The organism is Metabacillus indicus (assembly GCF_046603695.1).
Taxonomy (GTDB): Bacteria; Bacillota; Bacilli; order Bacillales; family Bacillaceae; genus Bacillus_P; species Bacillus_P indicus.
The window spans coordinates 3,993,439-4,016,530 of the sequence record NZ_CP176757.1; the positions used below are offsets into that span (position 1 = coordinate 3,993,439).

The window sequence follows — 23,092 nt, forward strand, 5'->3', positions numbered from 1 at the left end:
AATATGTGCAGCAGAGTCTGATTTCATTATTCCATGGACAAACTGTGGTATAGTAAATAGCGTAAATAAGTATGATGAAACGGAGTGAACGTACATGAGTGAAGCTGCACAAACACTTGACGGCTGGTATTGCCTGCACGATTTCCGCGCAATGAACTGGGCGCTCTGGAAAACGGCAAGCAGCGATGAACGCCAGTCAGCCATTTATGAGTTTCAGGGTTTGCTTGAAAAATGGGGACTTGCAGATGAGCAGAAGCAGGGAAGTCAGGCGCTGTACTCAATCGTCGGACAAAAAGCCGACTTTATGCTGATGATTTTGCGCCCTACGATGGAAGAACTGAATGTCATTGAAACAGAGTTTAATAAATCAAAGCTTGCTGATTACACTCTCCCGACCTTCTCTTACGTATCAGTTGTGGAGCTGAGCAACTACCTGCCTGCAGGAGAAGATCCGTATCAGAATCCGCAGGTTCTTGCCCGTCTGTATCCTTCCCTTCCTGAAGCGAAGCACGTCTGCTTCTACCCGATGGATAAACGCCGAAACGGCGAAGACAACTGGTATATGCTTCCGATGGAAGAACGCAAAAGCCTGATGCGCAGCCACGGCATGATTGGCCGTCAGTATGCCGGCAAAGTGAAGCAGATCATTACAGGATCTGTCGGATTTGATGATTTTGAATGGGGTGTTACGCTCTTTTCAGATGATGTGCTTCAATTCAAAAAGCTTGTATATGAGATGAGATTCGATGAAGTGAGCGCGCGCTACGGCGAGTTTGGCACATTCTTTGTCGGAAATATTCTTCCTGAAGATAAATTGTACAGCTATTTCCATATTTAACGTTCACAAGCTCTTGCCGGATCAGGCAGGGGCTTTTTTTGTGTCATAACGCTTATTTTCCGTTCATACCTATAAATGAGTGAGATTGATCTTTCATCCAGTCACACTGCTTCTTTGCGCCATCGCGGGGCAAATGATTCTGGTGTTTATTCAATTCTTACTGATTAAGGAGGGTTATTATGAATTCAGGTTTCAATCAGTTTGGAGCAGGCTTTAATCCTTATGGATATGATTACCGTCAGCAGCAGCCGCAGTTCGGGCAGCAGCAGCAATTTGGACAGCAGCAGGGCGGCGGACAGCAAGGTATGCAGGGCGGGCAGCAGCAGACTCCGACTCAGGCACAGGGCGGGATGCTGCCGCTTGAAGAATCATATGTCGAAAACATTCTGAGGCTTAACCGCGGAAAAGTTGCGACGATCTACATGACATTTGAAAACAGCAAAGAGTGGAACTCAAAAATCTTTAAAGGCGTGATTGAAGCGGCCGGCCGCGATCATATCATTCTGAGTGATCCGAAAACGTCTAAAAGGTACCTGCTTTTGACCATCTACCTTGATTACATTACGTTTGATGAGGAGATCGCCTATTATTATCCATACGATATGACGTCATATTCGCCTAGATAAGGTCAGATCTTTAGAGCATATACCGTGTATGCTCTTTTTTAGCCTTTCCAGTAATAGAGGTCGTCTTCGCCTGTATCGTCAGGCGATACGTCCTTTTGCTTCTCCTGTTTAAAAAGCGCAATGGTTTCCTGTTCTGCCTGTGAAACCGTACTCTGCACTGGTTTGGGCTCTTCTTTCACAAGTGTGTGAACATAGCTCTCCATAATGCTCGTCCTGTCCTCATATCGCTTTAAAAAAGCCGATACGGCGAGCAGAAGGCTGCCTCCGATTATCAGGTAAACAAAAATCGACAGGCCGGGAAGCATCTGAATATAAAAAAGTCCGTACGGCTCGTAATACTGCTGGTTCTCTTCTGTCATCGTTTTATAGATGGTCGAAACAGAGCTCAACCCTCCGGCAAGCCCTCCAATGATCATGATACCCGCAATAATCGTCAGTATTTTCTTCACTCTTCTCCCGCCTTCCTTTTTCATTATTTTACCATGAAGCTGAATTTTAAAGGTAGCAAAAAGGCGGTTAGAACTCTTCTCTCCGAATAGGCCGGCCTCATGAAAAAAGCCCCGCCTCAGGCGGAGCTCTTCAACACAAATTACAGGAATTTCACGGCTGCAATGATAATTATTACCCAGGCAATAAGGAATGAAAGTCCCCCAAGCGGAGTGATGGCACCAAGAACACTGATTTGCGTAACAGCAAGAACGTACAGGCTTCCCGAAAACAGCAGAATGCCGATAAACATCAGCCATCCCGCCCAGTTCAGCATGCCTGCCTGCGGAAGCTTGTCCATGAGAAATGCGATGACAAACAGGCCGCCTGCGTGAAACATCTGATAGGTGACGGCTTTTTCCCAGATGTTCAAGTATCTCTCAGGAATTTTCCCTTCAAGTCCGTGTGCGCCGAATGCACCGAGTGCCACTGAAAGAAAAGCATTTGCTGCAGCAAGTATTAAAAATAGTTTCACAATTATCTTCTCCCCAATTTTAAAATCTGACATCTGCTTTCATCTTACCTTAACGCACCTGCAAAGCAAAGACAGGACGCGTATTCGTCAACGGATAATTAGAAATCAAAAAGGGAATCGCCGCAGTCTTCCTCTTCTTTTTTCTTATTGAAGGATGAGGCGCCCATCATCTTCTGCAGCTGAAGAGCATCCATTTCTAAAGGCTTTGATGACTGCAGTTTCGGCTTGAACGGTTCTGAAGATTCCCCGCTTTTTTCGTCAAGGACAAGATCGCACAGAGTCTTAACAGCGAGCAGGCGCTCTCTTACTTCTGACTCGCTTGATCCATTCATCGCCATGCGGACCTCTTTTTCCATTTTTGCAAGCAGCTTTGAAATATGAATATCCATTATCGTTCCTCCATTATCATTTTTTGAGCGTATATTTTAAGCAATTTTCACCTGAAGATCTTTTTACCTCAACAGATGGCCTTGCAGCTGATTTAAAGCCGAAAGCCCTGCATCCGTTAGGAAATTGTCTATCCCAGGTCACGTAGTAATGTGCACATTTTAAACAGTTGATCTGCTGAACGTTCATCTGATATCCTGCCTTTTTCTTTTTCCTTGCCCCCTATTATAGCAGGAGTTATTGCACACCGCCTGCAAAAAAGAGGTTTACATTACGAGTCCGGGTGATAAATAACTAGTATTACAAATAGGAGAGTGATTGAATATGAAACCGACAGTAAAAGAATACACAAATGATGAAGTACTGAAGCAGGATGTAACTGAGCTGAAAAATCAGGGTATTGATAAGCAGGATATTTATATTCTCTCACACGACGACGAGCGCACCAACCGTGTAGCAGGCAATGCGGACGCCAACACAATCGGACTTTCTGAAATGGGTCTAGGCAGCGCAGTAGGCAACATTTTCAGCAAAAAAGGAGACGAGCTCCGCACAAAGCTTGAAGAAATCGGATTCAGCAAGGAAGAAGCTGAGCGATATGAAGAAAAGCTTGATGAGGGTAAAATTCTTCTGATGGTGACAAACCGTGACCGTGTAACCGGCGGAATTTAATGGCTGACAAAAAGGAGGTGCAGAGGCACCTCCTTTTTTCATGCAGAGCGCCTGGGAACGGATGGTCCAAGGCGTTTACTCTTATTCTATTTCCCAATCAATTTCATCCCGACCCAGTTTCCGCAGTGCTTCGTTTGTTTTTGAAAACGGTTTGCTTCCGAAGAACCCTCTGCGTGCAGAAAAAGGACTTGGATGAGGCGACTCAATGATGACATGCCTGTTTTCATCAATTAGCTCTTTTTTGGCCGCTGCATGCTTTCCCCATAGAATAAACACAACCGGCTGTTCCCGTTCGTTCAAAAGCTCAATGATCCGGTCGGTAAAGGTCTCCCATCCCTGACCTTTATGGGAGGCAGCCTGTCCCTTCCGCACGGTGAGGACCGTATTCAAGAGGAGCACACCTTGGTCTGCCCATTTTTCGAGGCAGCCGTGATCCGGAGGCTCGCATCCGAGATCATCTTTCAGTTCGAGAAAAATATTGCGCAGTGAAGGAGGCTGCTTCACTCCTTTTTGCACAGAAAAACTCAGCCCGTGTGCCTGGTTCGGCCCGTGGTATGGGTCCTGACCGAGGATAACGGCTTTCACATTCTCGTAGGATGTTGCATCGAGAGCATGAAAAATATCATTCATGGGAGGGTAGACAGTTTCAGATGCGTATTCCTCTTTCAGGAATTCTCTCAATTTTGCATAATAGGATTTTTCAAATTCGGGTTTAAGCCACTGCCACCAGCCGTCGTGAAGAAGCTGTTTCAATTGTGTTTCCCCCAATCACATGCAGGTTTCTTCTACTAATGAAATCAGTTTTTTCAGCATGGAAACTGAATCTTCAAGTGTTAAAGAATAGAAGCGCTTTGTTCCTTGCTGTTCAGTGACAACCAGTCCCTGATCTTTTAAGATTTTCAGATGGTGGGAAATAGCCGGTCTTGAAAGTCTGGACTGATCCGCAATTTCGTTGACGGTCAGCCGCTCTGTTTCTGCCAGTAATAAAATTATATCCTGTCTCGCGGGATCTCCGAGAGCATGGAATAATGGGATGCAAGATCGAAATGTATCAATTGCCTGATCTCCCATTCACTTCACACCTTTCTTACGCACGTTCCTGTGTTTTTCTCACAACCCCTGTTACCGTTTTGCGGGGCATAAACCGTACGGCTGCTGCGAGCATTTTATTTTTTAGTCCAGGGATAATAACAGTTTTCTTCTTGTGCAGCCCTTTATAAGCCGCGTCCGCCACCTCTTTGACATCCATGACCCCGCTTTTGAAAAGCTTGGACTGGCCGAGGTTGGCACGGTCGCTGAAACCGGTTTTTGTCGGTCCGGGGCAAAGTACGGAAACACTGACCCCTGTCCCTTTAAGTTCGTTTTCTATGGCTTCACTAAATGATAACACATATGCTTTTGTGGCGTAATACACAGCCATAAGGGGCCCCGGCTGAAAGGCCGCTGTCGACGCAACATTGAGAATATGACCGGAACCTCTGGCGGCCATATCGGGTGCAAACAGCTTGGCAAGCAGCGTAATGGATTTAATATTAAGGTCAATCATATTGAGCTCTTCTTCAGCAGATGTGCGGACAAATTCTCCGTATAGGCCGAATCCTGCGTTGTTGACGAGCACATCTACCTGTACACTTTCAGCCTTCAGTTCTTCGTACAGTTCCCGGACCTGGTTCATATCGCTTAAGTCTTTTCTTTTCACAATGACAGGTGCAGGCTTAAGTTCTTCTGCAAGCTTCTGTAATATCTCTTCGCTGCGCGCAGCCAGGACTAAGCGGTATCCATCCTGTGCATATTTATAAGCAAGTTCTTTTCCAATGCCATCTGATGCTCCTGTAATCAATACTGTTTTCATTTATTAAGGTCTCCTTCTGTTTGTTTGTTTAAATGTTTAAACATATAATATATTGGATGTGCAAAAAAGTCAAACAACACAAAGAAAAAACTCCCGCATAGCAGGAGTTAAACCAGTCTTGACCGAATCGGCCTGCCGTCCCAGACAATCCGGCTTTCGGCCTCTCTCTTTTTCAGCTCCGGCTCTTCGAGGAGCACAAAGAAGTTTTTTTGCGGAAGCTTTCCAAGCCCGTGTTTTTCACAAAGGACTTCAAGAAACGACTGTCTTTTTTCATTAAGGGAAAAAGACTGATGGCTGCCGCCTGCAGAGAAGGCATAGATGACGCTTGCCACCGGAACCCGTTTCACGGAAAATGCTTCAGACACTCGCAGGAAAAAATCCCAGTCCCAATAATTGTGGACCTCCGGATCAAAATAGCCAATCTCACTGTGAATGCTTTTTAAATATAGACTGCCCGACGGCACATAGGTTGAAAAGCGCCTCATCTCATCCGGATCATATGTATAGGCAAACAGCCTCCTGCTTACAGGCAGACGGACATGATTCTCTTCTTCAAACGTAACAATTTCCACATCTGAATAGACAAACTGAGCACCGTCTGAAAGTTCCCCGGCCATCCGCTCAAAATGTCCGGGAGTGAAATAATCATCGTCATCACTGAGCATGATGGCATCACCGGAAGCAGCCTCAATCCCGGCATTCCTCGCATGAACATGCCCGCAGTTCTCTCTCAGATCAACCACCTTTATAGGTAATTCATGATAAAACTCCTTCAGGGAGTCAACTGACTCTCCACCATCATTCACAATAATAATTTCTTCCGGCATCCGTGTCTGGCCGGAAATAGATTCCAGCAGATCCGCCAGTGCATATAACCGGTTGTACGTCACAATAACAATCGAAATTCGCACGCTTATCCCCCTCATTTCTGTTGGTTTCTTTAATCCATTAAACCATAAACGGGCATGGGATGCTTATTGGCAGTCGAATTTAGCAGACCATCTTGTTGCAATTTTCGCTTTAAAGTGACACTTTCAAACCAAGTGTATTGGAGCGGAAGGCACTTGACTCCTGCGGGATGAAGAGGGAAGTGGAGACCCCGCAAGCGAAGCTGAGGAGGCTCCACTTCCTCCCCGCGGAAAGTAAGTGACTGGAGCGGAAAGGAACGTATACGAATAGAAATTAAACAATAAAACAGCCTTTTAGAAAGCTTGTTTTAAAAACGAAGACACGGGGTAAATATAAACCATCAGCACAAAAGGAGAGATCGATTATGAAGACATTCGTTGTTGAAAACGGCGTACAAGCCACCGAAAAAATCAATCACCTTGAAGTTGAAGGGTTCACAAAGGATGATATTTATCTATTCGCCCATGACCCGAACCGTTCTAAGCATCTTACATCGGGAACAGATACGGAAAGCGTAGGCGTTTCAGAACAAGGCGTCTTCTCGTCTATGAAAAACGTATTCCGTTCACGCGGAGATGAGCTGCGTTCTAAAATGGCCTCACTTGGCCTGACGGAAAATGAAGCAGCACACATGGAAGAAGAACTCGATAAAGGCAAAGTTGTCATTATCGCCCAGCAGTAATCACGCAATCTATATTCCCCCTACTCAATATAGATGTGAGGCGTGTCTCGTCCAGACGAGGCACGCCTATTTTTTATTTCTCACGGAACAATTATGCGCTCCACTGCGTCTCACGAATAGAATGAACGGTAAAGAAAGACTTCCTTTATCAGCATTCGACAAGAAGATTCTACACATTCCTCAAATCCAGTCTGGTAATCTTTTCTTGTATTCATTTAAAAGGGGACTAGAGAGAAATGAAAAAATGGCTGTTCGCGTTCATCACGGCTTTCTTCCTGTTTTCTCAAGCTTCAATTCCGGCAAAAGCCGACGGCATTCCGCAGCTTATCATCATCAACAAAAGCACCAATAAACTGGCCTTTTTTGACAATGGAAAGCTCATACGCGTCTTTCATGTCGCTACCGGCAGAGACAATTCCTTTACGCCGGAAGGGACCTTTCCAATTGTCAATAAGATCAAAAACCGCCCTTACTACAAAGAGAACATTCCAGGAGGAGACAGCCGCAATCCTTTAGGCGACAGGTGGCTCGGCCTCAGGGCACTTGGGACGGAGGGCACCACTTACGCCATTCACGGCAATAACAACGCAAACTCCATCGGAACCTATGCCAGTGCAGGCTGCATCCGCATGCACAATGAAGAAATCCGTTATCTCTTTGACCAGGTTCAAACCGGCACATCTGTTATTATTCTGCACTCCACTCACTCCTTTGAAGCAATCGCCGCAGCAAACACCTATCCAAATTCCCTGCCTGCAGATTCACCTCCTGCAGATGATGAAAAGGCGCCGGCTGAGAAACCTGTGCCAAAACCGAAGCCTGCTCCAAAGCCGGAGCCAAAACCGGAACCAAAACCGGAACCAAAACCCGAGCCTGCCCCCGAAGACCCTCTCTCATGCATCAAAAGCAAGCTGCAGGGCCGCATATACTTCCCTGACATTCATGTAAAAATGGATGTATCATGTTCTGCTCAAGCCGGCGGGTCCTAATCGCCGGCTTTTTGCATGGAGAAATGACAGACACGCTTACAGCCATTCCTCCAACATGGCTAACCTTTTTTGAAATTGTTATAATAGGAGAGAAGATACGCTTAATCACCCGGATGGAGGTACACATACTTATGACAATGAAAAAAGCCCTAACGTTCGCCGGATCAGACAGCAGCGGCGGTGCCGGCATTCAGGCAGATTTAAAAACCTTTCAGGAGCGCGGCGTTTACGGAATGACAGCGTTGACCGTAGTAGTTGCGATGGACCCTGCAAACGAGTGGCATCACCAGGTATTCCCTGTGGAGCTTGAAACCATTAAAGCTCAGGCAGCCACAATTGTGGAAGGCATCGGCGTTGACGCCATGAAAACCGGCATGCTCCCTACAGTTGATATTATCAAGCTTGCGGCCGATACGATAAAGAAATACGATGTGCAAAATGTTGTTGTGGATCCTGTTATGGTCTGCAAAGGAGCAGACGAAGTGCTTTATCCTGACCTGGCGGATGCCCTCAGAGAGATTCTGACTCCGCTTGCGACAGTCGTCACGCCAAATTTATTTGAAGCAGGACAACTGAGCGGAATTGGTACAATTACAACTGTTGATCAAATGAAAGAAGCAGCTGTAAAGATTTTTGACCTGGGCCCGAAATTCGTCCTTGTAAAAGGCGGCGGCAAACTGGATCATGAAAAAGCAGTGGACGTGCTCTACGACGGAAAAGAATTTCAGATTCTTGAAGGCGAGCGCATTGACACATCTTACACGCACGGAGCAGGCTGCACATACTCGGCAGCGATTGCGGCTGAACTTGCAAAAGGAGCTTCCGTTAAAGAAGCCATCTACACAGCAAAAGAGTTCATCACGGCAGCCATCCGTCATTCCTTCCCTCTGAATGAATACGTAGGACCGACAAATCATGCGGCATTGCGTTTGCATGGAGATAAGTAATTCATGAAAAAATCACCCGGCGGATGCCGGGTGATTTTGTTTTGTTTGATATGCTGTGGGCATGGCTTTTTGCTGCCCTATTTTACCGCCACACCGTTTTATAGGGTGCCCTTTTCACTTTTTGCTGCGCCATATTTCGGCCGCGCCAATTTAAAGGGTACCATTTTCGCTTTTGGCTGCCCTATATTTCAGCCCCACCATTTTATAGGGTATCATTTTCGCTTTTGGCTGCCCTATATTTCAGCCCCACCATTTTATAGGATGCCATTTTCGCTTTTTGCTACCCCATATTTCAGACCAGCCAAATTACAGGGCACCATTTTCACTTTTTGCTACCTCATATTTCAGCCCCACCACTTTATAGGGCACCATTTTCACTTTTTGCTGCCCCATAACCCAGCAGCACCTGATTACAGAGCTCTAATTCCATCAGAAACCTGTCACCCTAGTTCATCACAGCTCCCACTTCTTCAAATCAAAAGCCGCCTCTCCCTCTGCAGAGACCACAATGGTTTTTTCATCCGGTTCCGGGAAAAATCTTGCTGTGAACACTTCTTCTCCGTCATTGATAAAGACTTCAATGGAGGAGGTGTCAACAAATACATGAAGGCTGGAAAGGTGCTCTAACCGGCACTGTCTTGATTCCGGCTGTCCATCAGCATAGCTTGTGCGAGTCAGCGTAAAGACTTTCTCCTCACTGGAATAGTGAAGAACCGCATTGTTTTTAATGGAAACGGAAAGGCCGGAACTGACTTCAAGGTTCTCAAGCTTCAGTTCAAAAACAGTTCCAGACGTGTGGTGCTGCTCTCCTGCCTGCACCCTGATGCCAGGCGCTGCTTCTTCTGTTTTCCTCAACGCTTCAAGCTCTTCGACCGGCTGCTGAATCAGTTTTCCGCCACGCATCGACAATTTCCTCGGAAATGCCATGTTGTGTATCCACTTATGCTGGATGGTTGGATGCTTGTCTTCCGCTTGGTCCGGCACGCTCATCCAGGCGAACAGCAGGCGTCTGCCCTTCTCGTCTTCTGTTGTTTGCGGCGCATAGAAGTCAAAGCCTCTGTCAAGCTCGGTGAAGTCGCCGTGCGTCAGTTTAGCCGACTCATAATCAAGCTTCCCGGAGAAGTAGCCGGACTGGTAGACATTCTGATACAGCATCCCCTGCGGCTTGAGGCCTTGAGGCGAGACGATCAGAATGTCTTTGCCGTCAAGATGAAACAGATCCGGGCATTCCCACATATAGCCGAATTCACCAAGCTGCTCTGTATGAGAACCCGCCACGTCGCCTAAATAGGTCCATTTCATGAGATCCTCAGAAGAGAAAATGGCTGTTCGGCCTTTAAGATCAGTGGTTTGAGCACCGACAACCATGTACCACTTTCCATCATGCTCCCACACTTTCGGATCGCGAAAATGGGCGGTATAGCCTTCCGGAAGCTCAGCTACAACGCCTTTTTTCTCAAAATGAAGACCGTCTTCAGATACGGCCAGACATTGATAGGTCTCCCGCTCTCCGTTCTCGTCCTTTACATTACCTGTATAAAAGAGATGCATTTTACCGAAAGCGTCCACTGCACTGCCTGAATAGCAGCCGTTCTTTTCATACCATTCACTCGGTGCGAGCGCAATCGGTTCGTGCTTCCAGTTCACAAGATCCTGAGATGTGTAATGTCCCCAGAATTTAGCACCATGCCCTGTCTTAAACGGCATCCACTGATAAAAAAGATGATAGACTCCCTTCCACTGAATGAAGCCGTTCGGATCATTCAGCAGACCGACAGGCGGCATAATGTGGTGCTTAAGACGATATGGATCGCTTTCAACCAATTCTTTATTCATTTCCGCTTCTAAATAGGCGGCTTCTTTCAGTTCAGCGTCCCTCTTTGTCACATCGCTTCAGCTCCTTATCCCTTTTTCAGAATGTCTTCTACTTCGCCAAGAGTCGGCAAAGCGGTCATAGCCCCTTTTACAGATGCAGCAAGGCCGCCCGATACACTGGCAAATCGGCCGATTCGCTTCAGTTCATCCGCATTCAGCTCACCCGGATGCGTTTCAAGCTCGTGCAGCTGATAAAGGATGCCCGATACGAAGGCGTCTCCTGCACCTGTCGTATCGACTGCATTCACCCTCATCGCGTCGATTTTGACTGCCCCATTCTTTGTAAATGCATAGCTGCCTTCGCTTCCCATAGTGATAAACAGCAGCGGAATGTTATAAGCAGCCAGTTTCTCTACACCTTTTTCAATGTCAGATTCACCTGTCAAAAATTCAAGTTCTTCCTCTGATATTTTGATCAGATCCGCCTTGCCGAACATAGATAAAATCGTCTCTTTAGCTGTCTCTTCGTTTTCCCACAGGCTGAGCCTCAGATTGGGATCGTAGGAAACAATCATTCCGTTCTCCCGTGCAAGTTCGACCGCCTTGACTGTCGCACTTTTTGAAGGCCCGCTGATCATCGAAATCGATCCGTAGTGAAGAATTTTGCTTTCAGCAAACAGGGACACATCTAAATTCTCTTCATGCAAAAACCGGTCTGCGCTCGGATCAATGTAGAAATCGAAGGACCGCTCGCCGCCTTCTGCGAGCGTGACGAAAACCGCCCCCGTCTTCGCTTCTTTTGTCAGAAGCATCTGGTCTGTGTTCACACCGAAAGACTGAAGTGTTTCCTTTAAAAAAGTTCCAAGCACATCATCCCCGACTTTGCCGAGGAAAGAGGAAGGCGCACCCAGTCTTGCAAGTCCGACTGCTACATTTGCCGGAGCACCTCCTGGGCTTTTCTGATACACAAGGTTTTCAGAATCAACCGGTATAAAATCAATCAGCGCTTCTCCAAGACTGATTATTCCTTTTTTCATCGCACTCATACCTTTCTGTTTTGAAAGGAAAAACAGGCAAGGTTACGGACCCTGCCTGATTTTCTTTTCCTTACTCATTCTTCTTTTAAACCCAAAATCCTACTTCTTCTCTTCCTCTTTTATGCCAAGAAGCATCGTGGCAATAAAGGCACCTGCAACCGCAATGGCAAAACCGATGAGGTAGTTCACGACGGCAGCCGTTCCAAACGGCGCCACAATGGCAATCATCGGGATTCCTGTGAGTCCGTACGCATTTGCTGCCACATTTGTGAAAACAACATAAGCACCGCCAAGTGCTCCGCCGATCATTCCGCCGATGAATGGATTGCGGTAGCGCAGATTCACCCCGAATATAACAGGCTCTGTAATGCCAAGGAAGGAAGAAAAAGCACCTGGAAGGGCAATTTCTTTCGTTTTCGCTCTCTTCGTCATGAAGAAAACGGCAAGACCCGCTCCTCCCTGCGCTACGTTCGCCATCGACCAGATCGGGAGCAGGTAGTTTTTGCCGAGGTCAGCAAGCAAACCTGCTTCTATAGCATGGAAGCTGTGATGCACGCCCGTTAAAACGATGAGAGAATACGTTCCTCCAAAGATCAGTCCGGCAAGGAAGCCTGCCGTATCATACACATATGTGAGAGCTGTTGTAATCCCTGATCCAAGACCGCGTCCAAGCGGGCCGATGGCAATCAGTGCGATAAAACCTGTCGAAATGATGGTAAGGAACGGCGTGACAAGCAAATCAATTGAGTTTGGCACCACTTTTCGCAGTCCTTTTTCAATTTTGCTCATCACGTAAACAGCTAGCAGGATAGGAATAACAGTCCCCTGGTACCCGAGCATCGCAATGTCCATGCCTGCAAAATTCAAATATTCCGGTTTAGCTTCTGCAAGTCCCCACGGATTTAATAGTGACGGGTGAGTCAAAATCCCTCCGATTACGGCCCCAAGGTACGGATTCGCCCCAAACTCTTTAGAAGCACTTACGCCGATCAGGATCGGCAGAATGATAAAGGCTGCACTCGAGAACATATCAAGAAGCACAATGAAGGCACTGTCGGCACTCACCCATTCGAACGCTTTCATCATGCCCAGAAGCCCCATTAACAGACCGCTTGCGACAATCGCCGGAATAATCGGCACGAAGATATTTGAAAGGGTTTTGGCAAATCGGGCAAAAGGATTCATCTTCTGTTTAACAGCATCAGAATGCGAGACATTCTCTGTTTCCTGAACGCCTAAATGCGGCTGAAGCTGTTCGTACACCTTGTTGACATTGCCTGTTCCAAAGATAATCTGAAATTGTCCGGAGCTTGCAAATGCTCCTTTTACTCCTTCAAGCTCTTCAATTTCCCCTTTATCAGCCTTGCTGTCATCCTGCAGGACCAGACGAAGACGTGTCGCACAGTGTGTTGCACTGATAATATTGTCTTTCCCGCCAAGGAGCGGAACCAACTTTTCAGCAGTATCTTTATAATTCATACCTTTCTCCTCCTTTTTTAAATAGAAAAAGACCTAAAACTTATAAAGGTATCATAGACAGAGTGTCTCCAATGATCTCTTTACAAATTTTAGGTCTTGCCTGCATAACCAGTCACAATCCCGGATATGAAGTTAAGTAATACGCTTTCATTGTAGGGGATGAAAACGCTCCGGTCAAGAAAAAACTATTCGCTCAGCCTCTGAATATGGAGAGTAATATATCCCATTTCAGATTCTGGAAACTGCATGCCGTATTCCTTTTTCAAATAGTCCGCTATTTTCTCAGAACATGCATAGGCGAAGCTGTAGGTTTTCTGAATCATCTGCAGCATCTCCCGGTCCATCACGTGGAAATCTTCGTTCTGCTCAAGCCGGTTTAAAGCAAATCTCAAATGCGTCAGCAGGCGCTGATAAGATATGGAATCCTTGCTCAAGTTCACACCAAAGTGGCGTTCAATCATATCAATTGATTCCTGGATAATGGCCGTATGCCTGATTGTCACTTTCATGTCTGCAGCGTCCAGTTTGGCTGTATGAATGTGGAGTGCTATGTGGCCCGCTTCATCCTCAGGGAGGGAGATTCCAAGCTTTTCTTCTGCCCGTTTAATCGCCCACTGTCCGATTTCAAATTCATTTCTATACAGCACTTTAATTTCGCTCAGCAGCTTATTCTGAATGGCATAGCCATTTTGAATCCGTTCGACTGCAAATGATAAGTGGTCCGTCAGGGCAATGTGGATATGATTGCTCAGCGGAGACATCAATCGGCCTTCTGCGTAGCTGATAATCTCTTCGGCAAGCTCGATGTGCTCTTCCGGAACCATCTGCAGCAGCTGCTGGAACTTTTCATTTTCTTCCTTCATCACAAAGATCTTCTCCACTTTGCTTTTTGGAATGATGTCATTTTTCTTTTTTTGAAAAGCTATTCCCGGTCCCATGACAATTTTCTCCTGGTCCCCGTCCCGGACGACAGCAGCATTATTGTTCAAAACTTTGTAGATTCTCACGTGACACGACCCTCTCCTGCTAATAGTCTCTTTATCATGACAAAAATGACGAAAAATCTCAAATTTCATCATTCTGTGTAAATATCTTGTAAACGTTTTTAAAATATTTGTCAAATTATAAGATATTCACACGATCTTCCACACTTCGACACAAGTTATCAACAGAAGTTATCAACATATCCACAATTTCTATCCACATTTTGTGTGGGTACAACTGTTCGCTACTATATATATAGAGTCCCGAACTTTATTCACAGGGGTGTTGATAACCCAAAATGCTATTGTGAATGATTTAAAATTGATGCAAATCGAAGCTGTTTGTGCACATCTCTCAAAATCTAAAAAGGCACAAAAAAAAGGGGCTCCTATGACAGGAATACCCCTCCGTACACAAGCGCACCCGTAATCACGTAAGCAGGATGCACCTTCCATTTTTCCAAAAGCAGCAGGCTGATGATAAACAGAAAAAGCGTATGCCAAATGCCAGATCCTTTCGCAGAGTTATCCAAAAACTGATACGTCATCACTCCAAGCATGACGGCGATGACAGGTCTGACAACCGCTGAAAGACGCTTTACCTGAGGAGATTCTTTGTATTTCATCAGGATGTTTAAAAGGAACAGCATAAGGATCAGCGAAGGGGCAATGGTGGCAAACAGCCCGACTGCTGCACCAAGCCATCCTCCCTGCTGATAACCGATCAGGCCGGCCATTTTTGTGGCAATGGGACCGGGCAGCGCATTGCCGATCGCCAGTGTTTCACTGAATTCATTCACCGATTGCCATTCGTAGCGGTCGACCACTTCCTTTTCTATTAACGGAATGGAAGCAGGGCCCCCGCCGTATCCGAGGATGCCGGGCAGGAAGAAGGCAAGAAAGATGTGAACATAAATCATGATGGCATCCCCTTTTGATCCGATTTCCGCCGGGGTTTATATAAAACCGCCCAAAGAAGAAGCGCACCGATAATGATACCTGGATGAATATGAAGAAATTCCATGAGGATCAAAGCTGACCCCATAAGCAGAATGGTCTTAAACATCCCGAATGACTGGGAGGATTTTTTTGAAAAGTCCCAAGTAAGTGTCAGGAGCATCACAGCTACAACTGGCAAAACGGCCTGCGACATTCCCCTCACCCACGCCTCATCTTTATAGGCGTTCAGTGTTGAAAGCAGGAGTATCATCAATATAACTGTCGGCAGGGCTGTGGCAAGGACCGCATTCAGCATGCCGGCCACCCCTCCGACACGGTACCCGATATAACCGGCCATTTTCGTGGCAATCGGTCCGGGAAGTGTGTTGCCGAGGGCCAGAACATCTGAAAACTCGTCGTCATCCATCCATTTAAATGTACTGACCACTTCCTTGTGAACAAGCGGAATTGTGGATGGGCCTCCGCCAAATCCGAGCATGCCGGACCTGAAGAAGGCGATAAATAAATTCCGCTGCAGGATCAGCGGCGTCTCTTTTACCACGATGCAACGACCCCGTCTGCTCTGGATTCTGTTCCGCCGGACAGCACGCCCGTTTCAGGATCTCTCCATATAATCTGTCCGCGCCCAAAAGCTCCTTTATCAACAGCAACCTGGATTTGGTGGCCTTTTCTCGTGAGAGCCTGCGCAAGATGGGAAGGAAAATGCGGCTCTACAAGCACCTTTTTCCCCTCCATCCACTGCCAGCGCGGTGCATCAAGTGCAGCCTGCGGATGAAGACCAAAGTCGATTGTATTCATGACAACCTGCATATGCCCCTGCGGCTGCATATAGCCCCCCATTACACCAAAGGGACCAACCGCGTCATTCCCTTTCGTCAAAAACCCTGGAATAATCGTATGATACGTCTTTTTACCCGGCTTCAGGGCATTTGGGTGTGTTTCATCAAGGGAAAAATCATGCCCGCGGTTCTGCATTGAAATGCCGGTCCCCGGAATGACCACTCCTGAGCCGAATCCCATATAGTTGCTCTGAATAAACGAGACCATGTTTCCTTCTCCGTCTGCAGCGGCTAAATAAACGGTTCCGCCTTTGACAGGCTCATAGGCGGAAGGCTCCACAGCATGCTCTTTGATCTCGGCTCGGCGCTGCTCTCCGTAAGCATCACTGAGCAGTTCTTCTGTCGTGATTTTCATCTCTTTCGGGTCGGTTATGTATGCTTTTCCATCTGTAAACGCAAGCTTCATGGCCTCTATTTGTTTATGATAGGTTTCAAGGCTGTCTTTTTCGCGAATATCAAATCCTTTTACAATATTTAAACCAAGGAGCGCGACAAGACCCTGTCCGTTAGGCGGGATTTCCCAGACATCATAGCCCTTGTAGCGGACGGAAATCGGATCTACCCACTCAGCTTCATAGGAAGCGAGATCCTCTTTTGACAAGTATCCGCCCTGCTCCTGAATAAACGAACTGATTTTATCCGCCAGATTTCCCCGGTAAAAGCTTTCTCCTTCTGTTTCGGCTATTTCCTTCAGTGTGGCAGCATGCCTAGGCGAGCGCCATACTTCTCCAATTTTCGGAGCACGGTGATCAGGTGCAAACGTCTCGAACCACGCTTCAAATTCGGGACCGGAAAGGGTACGCTTGAATTTCTCATAAGCCAGTGACCAGTATTTCCCGAGAATCGGTGTGAGCGGATATCCTTCTTCCGCATAGCTGATTGCAGGTGCCAGCACTTCCTGCAGGGGCAGTCTTCCAAATCTCTTTGACAGCTTCGCCCAGGCGGACGGGGCACCGGGAACGGTAATCGGGGTCACCCCATAGACAGGCATTTCAGTATGTCCCTTTGCTTTAACGGCTTTGATGGAGAGGGAAGAAGGCGCAGGACCGCTTGCGTTTAACCCGTACAAACTGCCATTCGTCCAGACAAGAGCGAAGGCATCTCCGCCAATCCCGTTTGATGTCGGTTCAAGGACCGTGAGTGCTGCCGCTGTCGCAATAGCCGCGTCAATGGCATTTCCTCCTTTTTTCAATATATCGAGCCCGGCCTGTGCAGCAAGAGGCTGCGAAGTGGCAACCATGCCTTTTTTTGAAAAGACCGTCTGCCTTTCAGACGGGTATGGATGGTAAAGATAATCAAACTGCATAACTAACCTCTCCTTATTTGACAATGCAAATCATGTCGTTTCTCTAAAGTATATCTGAAAACGTTAAATATTCAATCTATTAAGCCTTTGTGTACATCCGCTATAAATCGATTTTAAGTTCCATTTTCTGCGTTTCACGTGGAACAATCTTCAGCAAAATGATCCTTTTTCACACAGAAAAATCCGGCAGGAATCTGCCGGATTTGATTATTTCGATAGTATTTTTACAAATTCTTTCGCGGTGTTGACGCTTGACTGCGGATTTTGTCCGGTCACAAGCTTGCCGTCTACTTCTGTATGGTCTGTGAATTTCGGTGCTCTGATAAATTCGGCTCCAAGATCAACTAATTTTGATTCAAGCAAAAAGGGCATATACTGATCGAGCTTTGTGTCTACTTCTTCCTCGTCTGTAAATCCTGTCAGCCGCTTTCCTTCTACTAAAGGCTTTCCGTTTGAAAGAACGGGTCCGACAAGTCCTGCAGGTCCGTGGCATACGGCACCGATTGCTTTTTCAGACTCAGCGAAATGCACCAGGAGCTCCTGCAGTTTTTTGTTATCCGGGAAATCAAACATCGTACCATGGCCTCCAGGGAGGAAAATCCCGTCATACTCTTCGCCGATTACTTCATCGAGATGGACCGTTTGCTTCAAGATCTGTCTTGCTTCCTGCCACTGATCCTCATTCACGCCCTCTAAGCTGTTCGGGTCAAGCGGAACGTTCCCGCCTTTCGGACTCGCCGCTGTCACTTCATATCCGTTTGAAGTGAACTCTTCATACGGCTCTGCAAATTCAGAAAGCCAAAGGCCTGTTTTATAATCATCGGTTATTTTATCTGCTGTTGTCACGACTGTAAGAATTTTTTTTGCCATATTTACCGCTCCTTTTAAAAGTGTCATTCGCAGTAAGTTTTCCCGGCTTATCTTTTATTAAACCCTTTTGTTTCCGTAAACTCTTTCATGTACATTCTCGTCGGCTTGGAAAGCATGGAAGCCATTTGACCTGTCCATGTATCGCTGCGCTTGCCCGAAGTCCGCTCACGGTAATACTCCGAAATAAGCTCGTTATACTCTTTCAGCTCTTTTTTATAGACATTCTCATCCGTTTCATACACATCTTCATGATAAACATGCTCAAAATGAATTCTCGGTTTTTTATCCGGATTTTGTGCCGGATATCCGACAGCGAGTCCAAATAGCGGCAGCACTCTTTGAGGGGTTTTAAGGAGTTCAGACACTTCCTTAAGGCTGTTTCGTAAGCCTCCAATATAGACGGCTCCAAGCCCCATTGACTCAGCAGCGATGACGGCATTTTGAGCTGCAAGAGCTGCATCAATAACAGCGACCATGAACTTTTCTGTGCTTTCAAGGGATTCGTCAATCGTGACGCCTTCCATTTCAGCAAGCACATCATGCCTGTGCAAATCCGCGCAAAAAACAAAGAAATGTCCGTTCTCCTCTACATATGGCTGATTGCCGGCAAGCTCTGCAAGCTTCTTCTTCGTTTCCGGATTCTTGATCCCAATAATAGAATAAGCCTGGATGAAGCTTGATGTGGATGCAGCCTGAGCACTTTCAACAATCGTCCGGATCTGTTCTCCGCTTAACGCTCTGTCCTCGAATTTTCTGATTGACCTGTGTGACAGCAGGGTTTCAATGGTCTGGTTCATAGGATCCATCTCCTTTTTGTTCGTTGTTCTTATCTTACCTAAGTTTCACCTTTTTTGCAGAGACTAGGCTTAGTGAACACTTTTACAGGGTAAAAAAAAGGAGAAAATACAGGAAATTTGCTTAAAGGCATTGGCTTTTCTGCCTGTTTGCATTAAAATAACACAGGTTACATAAATATGTACTTTTACGTAAGGAGCATCCAAATTGACTTCACAGACAAAAAACAACCTTAAATTCATTCTTCCTTCCCTGCTGGGAATTCTTTTATTTATGGTACCGATCAGCTATAAAGGCGAAGTAACCATTCCAATAGCCATTTTCTCTGGCATGCTGCAGAAGGCGCTTGGCCCTTCGCTTCCGGCCATTATGACCGTCATCATCATTCTTACACTTGTTGGGACACTTGCAGCCAAATGGATGAAACCGGACTTTGTTGCAAAGAGCCCGTTCTTTACAGCCTTGTTTGATGTCCCGGTTATCTGGGTGATTGCACGCGTACTTGGCGCCATTTTCGCCGTGCTTACGCTCTTTAAGGCAGGCCCGGAATGGATCTGGTCTGAAAATACCGGAGGCCTTCTGCTGAATGATCTGCTTCCGATTTTGTTTTCCGTTTTCTTTTTTGCAGGGTTGCTTCTGCCTTTGCTGTTAAACTTCGGGCTGCTTGAACTTTTCGGTTCATTGCTCGCTAAATTTATGAGACCTGTTTTTAAGCTTCCCGGCAGATCTTCTGTCGATTGTGTTGCTTCCTGGCTTGGAGACGGAACCATCGGCGTTCTGCTGACAAGCAAGCAGTATGAAGAAGGCTTTTACACAAAGCGGGAAGCCGCTGTCATCGGGACGAGCTTTTCAGTTGTTTCCATTACATTCAGCCTTGTCGTCATTTCGCAGGTTAACCTTGGCCATCTGTTTGTGCCCTTTTATTTGACTGTAACTTTAGCAGGCGTGATTGCCGCTCTTGTACTTCCGAGAATACCTCCGCTTTCTTTAAAAGCAGATACGTATTACCACGGACAGGAGGAGCAAATTTCAGAAGCGGTGCCTGAGGGCTATACGCCATTCAGCTGGGGCTATAAACAAGCTTTGAAAAGGGCTGAAAAAAACACAAGTACAGCTTCTTTTTTCCAGGACGGGGCAAAAAACATTCTGGATATGTGGATGGGTGTAGCACCGATTGTTATGGCTCTTGGCACCGTTGCGCTGGTCGTTGCTGAATATACGCCTGTTTTTGACTGGCTTGGCATGCCGTTTATCCCGCTGCTCGAACTGATGCAGATCCCTGAAGCACAGGAAGCATCCAAAACACTTGTTGTCGGATTTGCCGACATGTTCCTTCCAACTGTTCTTGCTGCCGATATCACTAGTGAGATGACTCGTTTCATTATTGCCTGTGTATCTGTCACACAGCTTATCTATATGTCGGAAGTGGGCGGGCTGCTGCTCGGATCTAAAATTCCGGTTTCCTTCAAGGATCTCGTGATTATCTTCCTGCTTCGAACACTGATTACATTGCCGGTGATTGTGGGTATTGCTCATATTTTATTTTAAAAACGTTAAAAGACCGTCTGGGATCTCCAGACGGTCTTTTGCTGTTTATCAGCCATCTTATACAGTCAGCGCCATTTTCTCAAGCTCCGCCTTCAGCACCTTCGCAATTTCAAGCATGCCGTATTTGCCGGCCTCTGCCTCTGCGTCTCCATTGTAATTTGTGTTGGTATTAATATCATATGTGTAGATCTCGCCGTTGGCATCGCGGATGAATTCAATACCTGCCACTTTAACGTTATTTGCTTTCAGCATCGATTCGTATTTAGATATGATTTCGTCATTCACGTCATCAACAATCTGGAATTTTGGTTTGGCTGGTGATTCTTCTCCAACCGGGCAGAAAAGATCGCCAATCTGGCAGGCGTCCGCCGGGCAAAGCTCAAAGCCTTCTGACGTGTCTACACGCACAGCATACAGGAATTTGCCGTTTACAAATTCACAGCGGGTAATATACGGCTCAGGAGCCTGAATGTATTCCTGTATGAGAGTGATGCCGTCAACCGGTTCCTCAAAATCAGGGCCGTCCACATACTGCTTCAGTCCTTCAATGGAATGGAAAAGCTGAACACCAAGCCCTTTTCCTGCACGATTATGCTTTGTAATGAAAGGTTTCCCTTCGAACTGGGCCGCTGCATTCAGTACAGCTTCTCTTCCAACGGCAGCTATTGTTTTTGGGGTTTGAATGCCATGTTCATTTAAGGCCATATATTGAGCGACCTTGCTGACTTCAAGCTGTATGGCGCGGCTGCCGTTATAGACTTTGCGGTTATGCCGCTCCAGCCAGTACAGCACAGACGCAGCAAGTTCCGGTGCATACCTGTGGCCTCTCGTATGGGAAGAAGCGCTCATGCGATTATAGAAGATTCCTTCTGGCGGTGCTTCAGAAAGGTCCACCAGCCCCTGATCGAGATGCCATTCTTCATAAGGCACATTCAACTCTTTCAGCCTTTTCGTCAAATGATCTGTCCACTCTGTATTTTCATGAATAATATACACTTTGCTCATTACACATATCCCCCATCCTGATGCACTTAAATTAGCCTAATCCTACTATATCCATCAATTATCTGTCAATTTAAAATACCCTGTCAGTTACTGGCATGGACAAAGAACAGGTTCTTATGCGGGCCGTCCCAAATTGAATAAGAGTAAGATTTTTTATTTTTAGAAAATTTAATTAAAAGAAATAGTTAGAAACACTGGAATTTTAACCCTGATGTGATATACTAATTGTAACAAAACGTTCACAAAGTATTTTCTTGTTTGTCACATTTTCAATTATGTAAGCGTTGACAATAAACTAAAACGGGAGTTGTTAAACATGGATGTATTCTTCGTCTATTTGCTCATTGTAAGTGCTACGCCGCTCTTCTTGTGGGATCAGCGAAAAAGCCTGGCGCTCCTTCATATACCGTTCATCTTAATGCTGTGGGTTTACTTCGGAATGTTTGCCACAATGGAGCTTGCCATGCCGCTTCACATTATCGGGGGTTCCCTCTTCCTGGTTAACCTGGTGTTCGCCCATGTTGCAGCCTACTTGATTTACGCTAAGCCGATCTTAAAGCGCAAAGCCGATCCTAAAAGCAATTTGGATATCATCAAATAAAAAAATCCCGGACACCAAAGTCCGGGATTTTTTCTGTTTATTAATGATCGTTCATTACCCATACAGATCCAAGAACTGTTACAACGGCAACAAAGATCGCGAATGCTGTATTGACAACCTGTACGTTTCCGCTTTCTGATTCCGTCATGTGCATGAACATGAAGAGCTGAATGCCAGCTTGAAGGAATGCGAGAGTGAAAACAACAGCTATTTTAATAGATAATGAAAAGTCAGTATATAATCCAATCCAAAGTGCGACGATTGTCAGTACAATCGAGGAGATAAACCCAATCACGTGACTCCACGGAAAGTGGTTATGATCCCCTGCTGTTTTTTGCTGATTAGTGGCCATGCGGACTTAATCCTCCCATCATAAGGAGCAGGTATACTCCCGAAAAGATGAAAATCCAGACAACATCAAGGAAATGCCAGTAAAGACTTGAGATGAACAGCTTGGCTGATGTTTGAGGAGTTAATCCTCTTTTCTTTACTTGCATCAAGATGAAACTGATCCAGAATATCCCGATGGTGACGTGAAGTCCATGGGTTCCTGCAAGAACAAAGAATGCTGACCACATTGCACTTGACTGCAATGTAGCACCATGGTGAACATACTCTACAAACTCATATATTTCGTAACCGACAAATCCAAGTCCAAGGGCCAATGTGATGATTGTCCACATGATGACGCCTTTTTGGTTGTGGCGGCGCAACTCGTGAATTGCAAGGCCACATGTGAAACTGCTTGTAAGCAACAGGAACGTCATGATCAAGACGCCTTCAATCTTAAACAGATCAGTCGGCAGCGGGCCGTCTGCTGTCATCGGCGCAAGAACGAAGTAAGTCGCAAACAGCGTTGCAAACAGGGCAATTTCAGCACCAAGGAAGATCCAGAAGCCAAGAATATTCAACCTTCCTATTTCAGATTGATATTCAAGAGGCACACTCGGATCATGTTCTTCATGATGATGTGCATGTTCCATCATTCACG

Annotated in this window: 27 protein-coding genes; 8 read left to right on the forward strand and 19 right to left on the reverse strand. The window is 46.2% G+C overall.

Annotated elements, in window-relative coordinates; translation table 11 throughout:
• Positions 1-94: 94 nt before the first annotated feature.
• Entirely contained in the window at positions 95-838 is a 744-nt protein-coding gene (gene hemQ / locus ACK1LH_RS20290) for a hydrogen peroxide-dependent heme synthase (RefSeq protein WP_029283224.1), read from the forward strand.
• A gap of 179 nt (positions 839-1,017) precedes the next feature.
• Positions 1,018-1,464: a spore coat protein GerQ gene (gerQ, locus tag ACK1LH_RS20295; RefSeq protein WP_029283222.1), complete on the forward strand. Its 447-nt coding sequence runs from the start codon at positions 1,018-1,020 to the stop codon at positions 1,462-1,464.
• 38 nt (positions 1,465-1,502) lie between these two features.
• On the opposite strand, the gene ACK1LH_RS20300 is transcribed toward gerQ, so the two are convergent.
• The 3 genes from ACK1LH_RS20300 to ACK1LH_RS20310 form a co-directional block, all read right to left on the reverse strand.
• On the reverse strand, positions 1,503-1,913 hold the full coding sequence (locus tag ACK1LH_RS20300) for a hypothetical protein (RefSeq protein ID WP_411334165.1): 411 nt from the start codon (positions 1,911-1,913) through the stop codon (positions 1,503-1,505).
• Positions 1,914-2,053: 140 nt separating this feature from the next.
• Positions 2,054-2,425 carry a DUF423 domain-containing protein gene (locus ACK1LH_RS20305; RefSeq protein WP_411334166.1) on the reverse strand — a complete coding sequence of 124 codons (372 nt, stop codon included), beginning with the start codon at positions 2,423-2,425 and terminating at the stop codon, positions 2,054-2,056.
• Positions 2,426-2,523: 98 nt separating this feature from the next.
• Positions 2,524-2,814, reverse strand: coding sequence for a YwdI family protein (locus tag ACK1LH_RS20310; RefSeq protein WP_029566560.1), 291 nt, complete (start codon positions 2,812-2,814; stop codon positions 2,524-2,526).
• A 322-nt stretch (positions 2,815-3,136) separates the two neighbouring features.
• On the opposite strand from ACK1LH_RS20310, the gene ACK1LH_RS20315 reads away from it, so the two are divergent.
• On the forward strand, positions 3,137-3,484 hold the full coding sequence (locus tag ACK1LH_RS20315; RefSeq protein WP_029566559.1) for a general stress protein: 348 nt from the start codon (positions 3,137-3,139) through the stop codon (positions 3,482-3,484).
• Positions 3,485-3,565: 81 nt separating this feature from the next.
• On the opposite strand, the gene ACK1LH_RS20320 is transcribed toward ACK1LH_RS20315, so the two are convergent.
• From ACK1LH_RS20320 to ACK1LH_RS20335, 4 genes are all read right to left on the reverse strand, one after another.
• Positions 3,566-4,237, reverse strand: coding sequence for a uracil-DNA glycosylase (locus tag ACK1LH_RS20320; RefSeq protein WP_029283210.1), 672 nt, complete (start codon positions 4,235-4,237; stop codon positions 3,566-3,568).
• Between the two features lie 15 nt (positions 4,238-4,252).
• Positions 4,253-4,555, reverse strand: a complete 303-nt coding sequence (locus tag ACK1LH_RS20325) for an ArsR/SmtB family transcription factor (protein ID WP_029283208.1) — start codon at positions 4,553-4,555, stop codon at positions 4,253-4,255.
• A 16-nt stretch (positions 4,556-4,571) separates the two neighbouring features.
• The gene (locus ACK1LH_RS20330) at positions 4,572-5,336 is read right to left on the reverse strand and encodes an SDR family NAD(P)-dependent oxidoreductase (RefSeq protein ID WP_411334168.1); all 765 of its coding nucleotides are present in this window, start codon (positions 5,334-5,336) and stop codon (positions 4,572-4,574) included.
• A gap of 107 nt (positions 5,337-5,443) precedes the next feature.
• Positions 5,444-6,247: a glycosyltransferase family 2 protein gene (locus ACK1LH_RS20335; protein WP_411334170.1), complete on the reverse strand. Its 804-nt coding sequence runs from the start codon at positions 6,245-6,247 to the stop codon at positions 5,444-5,446.
• 362 nt (positions 6,248-6,609) lie between these two features.
• Between ACK1LH_RS20335 and ACK1LH_RS20340 the strand changes: the two genes are divergently transcribed.
• The 3 genes from ACK1LH_RS20340 (at position 6,610) to ACK1LH_RS20350 (ending at position 8,863) form a co-directional block, all read left to right on the forward strand.
• On the forward strand, positions 6,610-6,927 hold the full coding sequence (locus tag ACK1LH_RS20340) for a general stress protein (protein WP_035207519.1): 318 nt from the start codon (positions 6,610-6,612) through the stop codon (positions 6,925-6,927).
• A 236-nt stretch (positions 6,928-7,163) separates the two neighbouring features.
• A complete protein-coding gene (locus tag ACK1LH_RS20345) occupies positions 7,164-7,916 on the forward strand; it encodes a L,D-transpeptidase (RefSeq protein WP_411334171.1) in 753 nt (250 codons plus the stop codon).
• A 131-nt stretch (positions 7,917-8,047) separates the two neighbouring features.
• Entirely contained in the window at positions 8,048-8,863 is an 816-nt protein-coding gene (locus ACK1LH_RS20350; RefSeq protein WP_029283198.1) for a bifunctional hydroxymethylpyrimidine kinase/phosphomethylpyrimidine kinase, read from the forward strand.
• A 453-nt stretch (positions 8,864-9,316) separates the two neighbouring features.
• Here the strand turns inward: ACK1LH_RS20350 and ACK1LH_RS20355 are convergent, their stop codons facing one another.
• The 9 genes from ACK1LH_RS20355 to nfsA all read right to left on the reverse strand — a co-directional run bounded on the left by ACK1LH_RS20355 (position 9,317) and on the right by nfsA (position 18,949).
• Positions 9,317-10,750 (reverse strand): glycoside hydrolase family 32 protein, encoded by a 1,434-nt coding sequence (locus ACK1LH_RS20355; RefSeq protein WP_411334172.1) that lies wholly within the window; start codon positions 10,748-10,750, stop codon positions 9,317-9,319.
• 14 nt (positions 10,751-10,764) lie between these two features.
• Entirely contained in the window at positions 10,765-11,715 is a 951-nt protein-coding gene (locus ACK1LH_RS20360) for an aminoimidazole riboside kinase (RefSeq protein WP_029566555.1), read from the reverse strand.
• A 99-nt stretch (positions 11,716-11,814) separates the two neighbouring features.
• Positions 11,815-13,194, reverse strand: a complete 1,380-nt coding sequence (locus tag ACK1LH_RS20365) for a sucrose-specific PTS transporter subunit IIBC (protein WP_029566554.1) — start codon at positions 13,192-13,194, stop codon at positions 11,815-11,817.
• A gap of 185 nt (positions 13,195-13,379) precedes the next feature.
• Positions 13,380-14,201, reverse strand: coding sequence for a PRD domain-containing protein (locus tag ACK1LH_RS20370; RefSeq protein ID WP_029566553.1), 822 nt, complete (start codon positions 14,199-14,201; stop codon positions 13,380-13,382).
• A gap of 365 nt (positions 14,202-14,566) precedes the next feature.
• A complete protein-coding gene (locus ACK1LH_RS20375; protein ID WP_203289196.1) occupies positions 14,567-15,097 on the reverse strand; it encodes a chromate transporter in 531 nt (176 codons plus the stop codon).
• Positions 15,094-15,657 (reverse strand): chromate transporter, encoded by a 564-nt coding sequence (locus ACK1LH_RS20380; RefSeq protein ID WP_203290401.1) that lies wholly within the window; start codon positions 15,655-15,657, stop codon positions 15,094-15,096. The genes ACK1LH_RS20375 and ACK1LH_RS20380 overlap by 4 nt, the downstream gene beginning before the upstream one ends.
• Before the next feature lie 14 nt (positions 15,658-15,671).
• Positions 15,672-17,282: a gamma-glutamyltransferase family protein gene (locus ACK1LH_RS20385; RefSeq protein ID WP_411334175.1), complete on the reverse strand. Its 1,611-nt coding sequence runs from the start codon at positions 17,280-17,282 to the stop codon at positions 15,672-15,674.
• Positions 17,283-17,489: 207 nt separating this feature from the next.
• Positions 17,490-18,152, reverse strand: coding sequence for a type 1 glutamine amidotransferase domain-containing protein (locus tag ACK1LH_RS20390; protein WP_411334176.1), 663 nt, complete (start codon positions 18,150-18,152; stop codon positions 17,490-17,492).
• A gap of 47 nt (positions 18,153-18,199) precedes the next feature.
• Complete coding sequence (gene nfsA / locus ACK1LH_RS20395) at positions 18,200-18,949, reverse strand: oxygen-insensitive NADPH nitroreductase (RefSeq protein ID WP_029566547.1); 750 nt, start codon at positions 18,947-18,949, stop codon at positions 18,200-18,202.
• Positions 18,950-19,220: 271 nt separating this feature from the next.
• Here nfsA and ACK1LH_RS20400 point away from each other — a divergent pair, with 271 nt between their 5' ends.
• Positions 19,221-20,495 carry a YjiH family protein gene (locus ACK1LH_RS20400; RefSeq protein ID WP_411335129.1) on the forward strand — a complete coding sequence of 425 codons (1,275 nt, stop codon included), beginning with the start codon at positions 19,221-19,223 and terminating at the stop codon, positions 20,493-20,495.
• A 57-nt stretch (positions 20,496-20,552) separates the two neighbouring features.
• Here the strand turns inward: ACK1LH_RS20400 and ACK1LH_RS20405 are convergent, their stop codons facing one another.
• Complete coding sequence (locus ACK1LH_RS20405) at positions 20,553-21,500, reverse strand: RimK family alpha-L-glutamate ligase (RefSeq protein ID WP_411334177.1); 948 nt, start codon at positions 21,498-21,500, stop codon at positions 20,553-20,555.
• 316 nt (positions 21,501-21,816) lie between these two features.
• On the opposite strand from ACK1LH_RS20405, the gene ACK1LH_RS20410 reads away from it, so the two are divergent.
• A complete protein-coding gene (locus ACK1LH_RS20410; protein WP_029283175.1) occupies positions 21,817-22,101 on the forward strand; it encodes a spore morphogenesis/germination protein YwcE in 285 nt (94 codons plus the stop codon).
• A gap of 40 nt (positions 22,102-22,141) precedes the next feature.
• On the opposite strand, the gene qoxD is transcribed toward ACK1LH_RS20410, so the two are convergent.
• A complete protein-coding gene (gene qoxD / locus ACK1LH_RS20415) occupies positions 22,142-22,453 on the reverse strand; it encodes a cytochrome aa3 quinol oxidase subunit IV (protein WP_029283173.1) in 312 nt (103 codons plus the stop codon).
• Entirely contained in the window at positions 22,443-23,084 is a 642-nt protein-coding gene (qoxC, locus tag ACK1LH_RS20420; protein ID WP_203290403.1) for a cytochrome aa3 quinol oxidase subunit III, read from the reverse strand. Before qoxC ends, qoxD begins: the two co-directional genes overlap by 11 nt.
• Positions 23,085-23,092: the final 8 nt, after the last annotated feature.

Coding starts and splice junctions, on each gene's coding strand:
- ACK1LH_RS20400 (WP_411335129.1), top strand. CDS start 19,221: ATGGTACCGATCAGCTATAAAGGCGAAGTAACCATTCCAATAGCCATT.
- ACK1LH_RS20390 (WP_411334176.1), bottom strand. CDS start 18,152: ATGGCAAAAAAAATTCTTACAGTCGTGACAACAGCAGATAAAATAACC.
- gerQ (WP_029283222.1), top strand. CDS start 1,018: ATGAATTCAGGTTTCAATCAGTTTGGAGCAGGCTTTAATCCTTATGGA.
- ACK1LH_RS20340 (WP_035207519.1), top strand. CDS start 6,610: ATGAAGACATTCGTTGTTGAAAACGGCGTACAAGCCACCGAAAAAATC.
- ACK1LH_RS20360 (WP_029566555.1), bottom strand. CDS start 11,715: ATGAAAAAAGGAATAATCAGTCTTGGAGAAGCGCTGATTGATTTTATA.
- hemQ (WP_029283224.1), top strand. CDS start 95: ATGAGTGAAGCTGCACAAACACTTGACGGCTGGTATTGCCTGCACGAT.
- qoxC (WP_203290403.1), bottom strand. CDS start 23,084: ATGGAACATGCACATCATCATGAAGAACATGATCCGAGTGTGCCTCTT.
- ACK1LH_RS20330 (WP_411334168.1), bottom strand. CDS start 5,336: ATGAAAACAGTATTGATTACAGGAGCATCAGATGGCATTGGAAAAGAA.
- ACK1LH_RS20325 (WP_029283208.1), bottom strand. CDS start 4,555: ATGGGAGATCAGGCAATTGATACATTTCGATCTTGCATCCCATTATTC.
- ACK1LH_RS20385 (WP_411334175.1), bottom strand. CDS start 17,282: ATGCAGTTTGATTATCTTTACCATCCATACCCGTCTGAAAGGCAGACG.
- ACK1LH_RS20315 (WP_029566559.1), top strand. CDS start 3,137: ATGAAACCGACAGTAAAAGAATACACAAATGATGAAGTACTGAAGCAG.
- ACK1LH_RS20405 (WP_411334177.1), bottom strand. CDS start 21,500: ATGAGCAAAGTGTATATTATTCATGAAAATACAGAGTGGACAGATCAT.
- ACK1LH_RS20310 (WP_029566560.1), bottom strand. CDS start 2,814: ATGGATATTCATATTTCAAAGCTGCTTGCAAAAATGGAAAAAGAGGTC.
- ACK1LH_RS20365 (WP_029566554.1), bottom strand. CDS start 13,194: ATGAATTATAAAGATACTGCTGAAAAGTTGGTTCCGCTCCTTGGCGGG.
- ACK1LH_RS20410 (WP_029283175.1), top strand. CDS start 21,817: ATGGATGTATTCTTCGTCTATTTGCTCATTGTAAGTGCTACGCCGCTC.
- ACK1LH_RS20350 (WP_029283198.1), top strand. CDS start 8,048: ATGACAATGAAAAAAGCCCTAACGTTCGCCGGATCAGACAGCAGCGGC.
- ACK1LH_RS20375 (WP_203289196.1), bottom strand. CDS start 15,097: ATGATTTATGTTCACATCTTTCTTGCCTTCTTCCTGCCCGGCATCCTC.
- ACK1LH_RS20345 (WP_411334171.1), top strand. CDS start 7,164: ATGAAAAAATGGCTGTTCGCGTTCATCACGGCTTTCTTCCTGTTTTCT.
- qoxD (WP_029283173.1), bottom strand. CDS start 22,453: ATGGCCACTAATCAGCAAAAAACAGCAGGGGATCATAACCACTTTCCG.
- nfsA (WP_029566547.1), bottom strand. CDS start 18,949: ATGAACCAGACCATTGAAACCCTGCTGTCACACAGGTCAATCAGAAAA.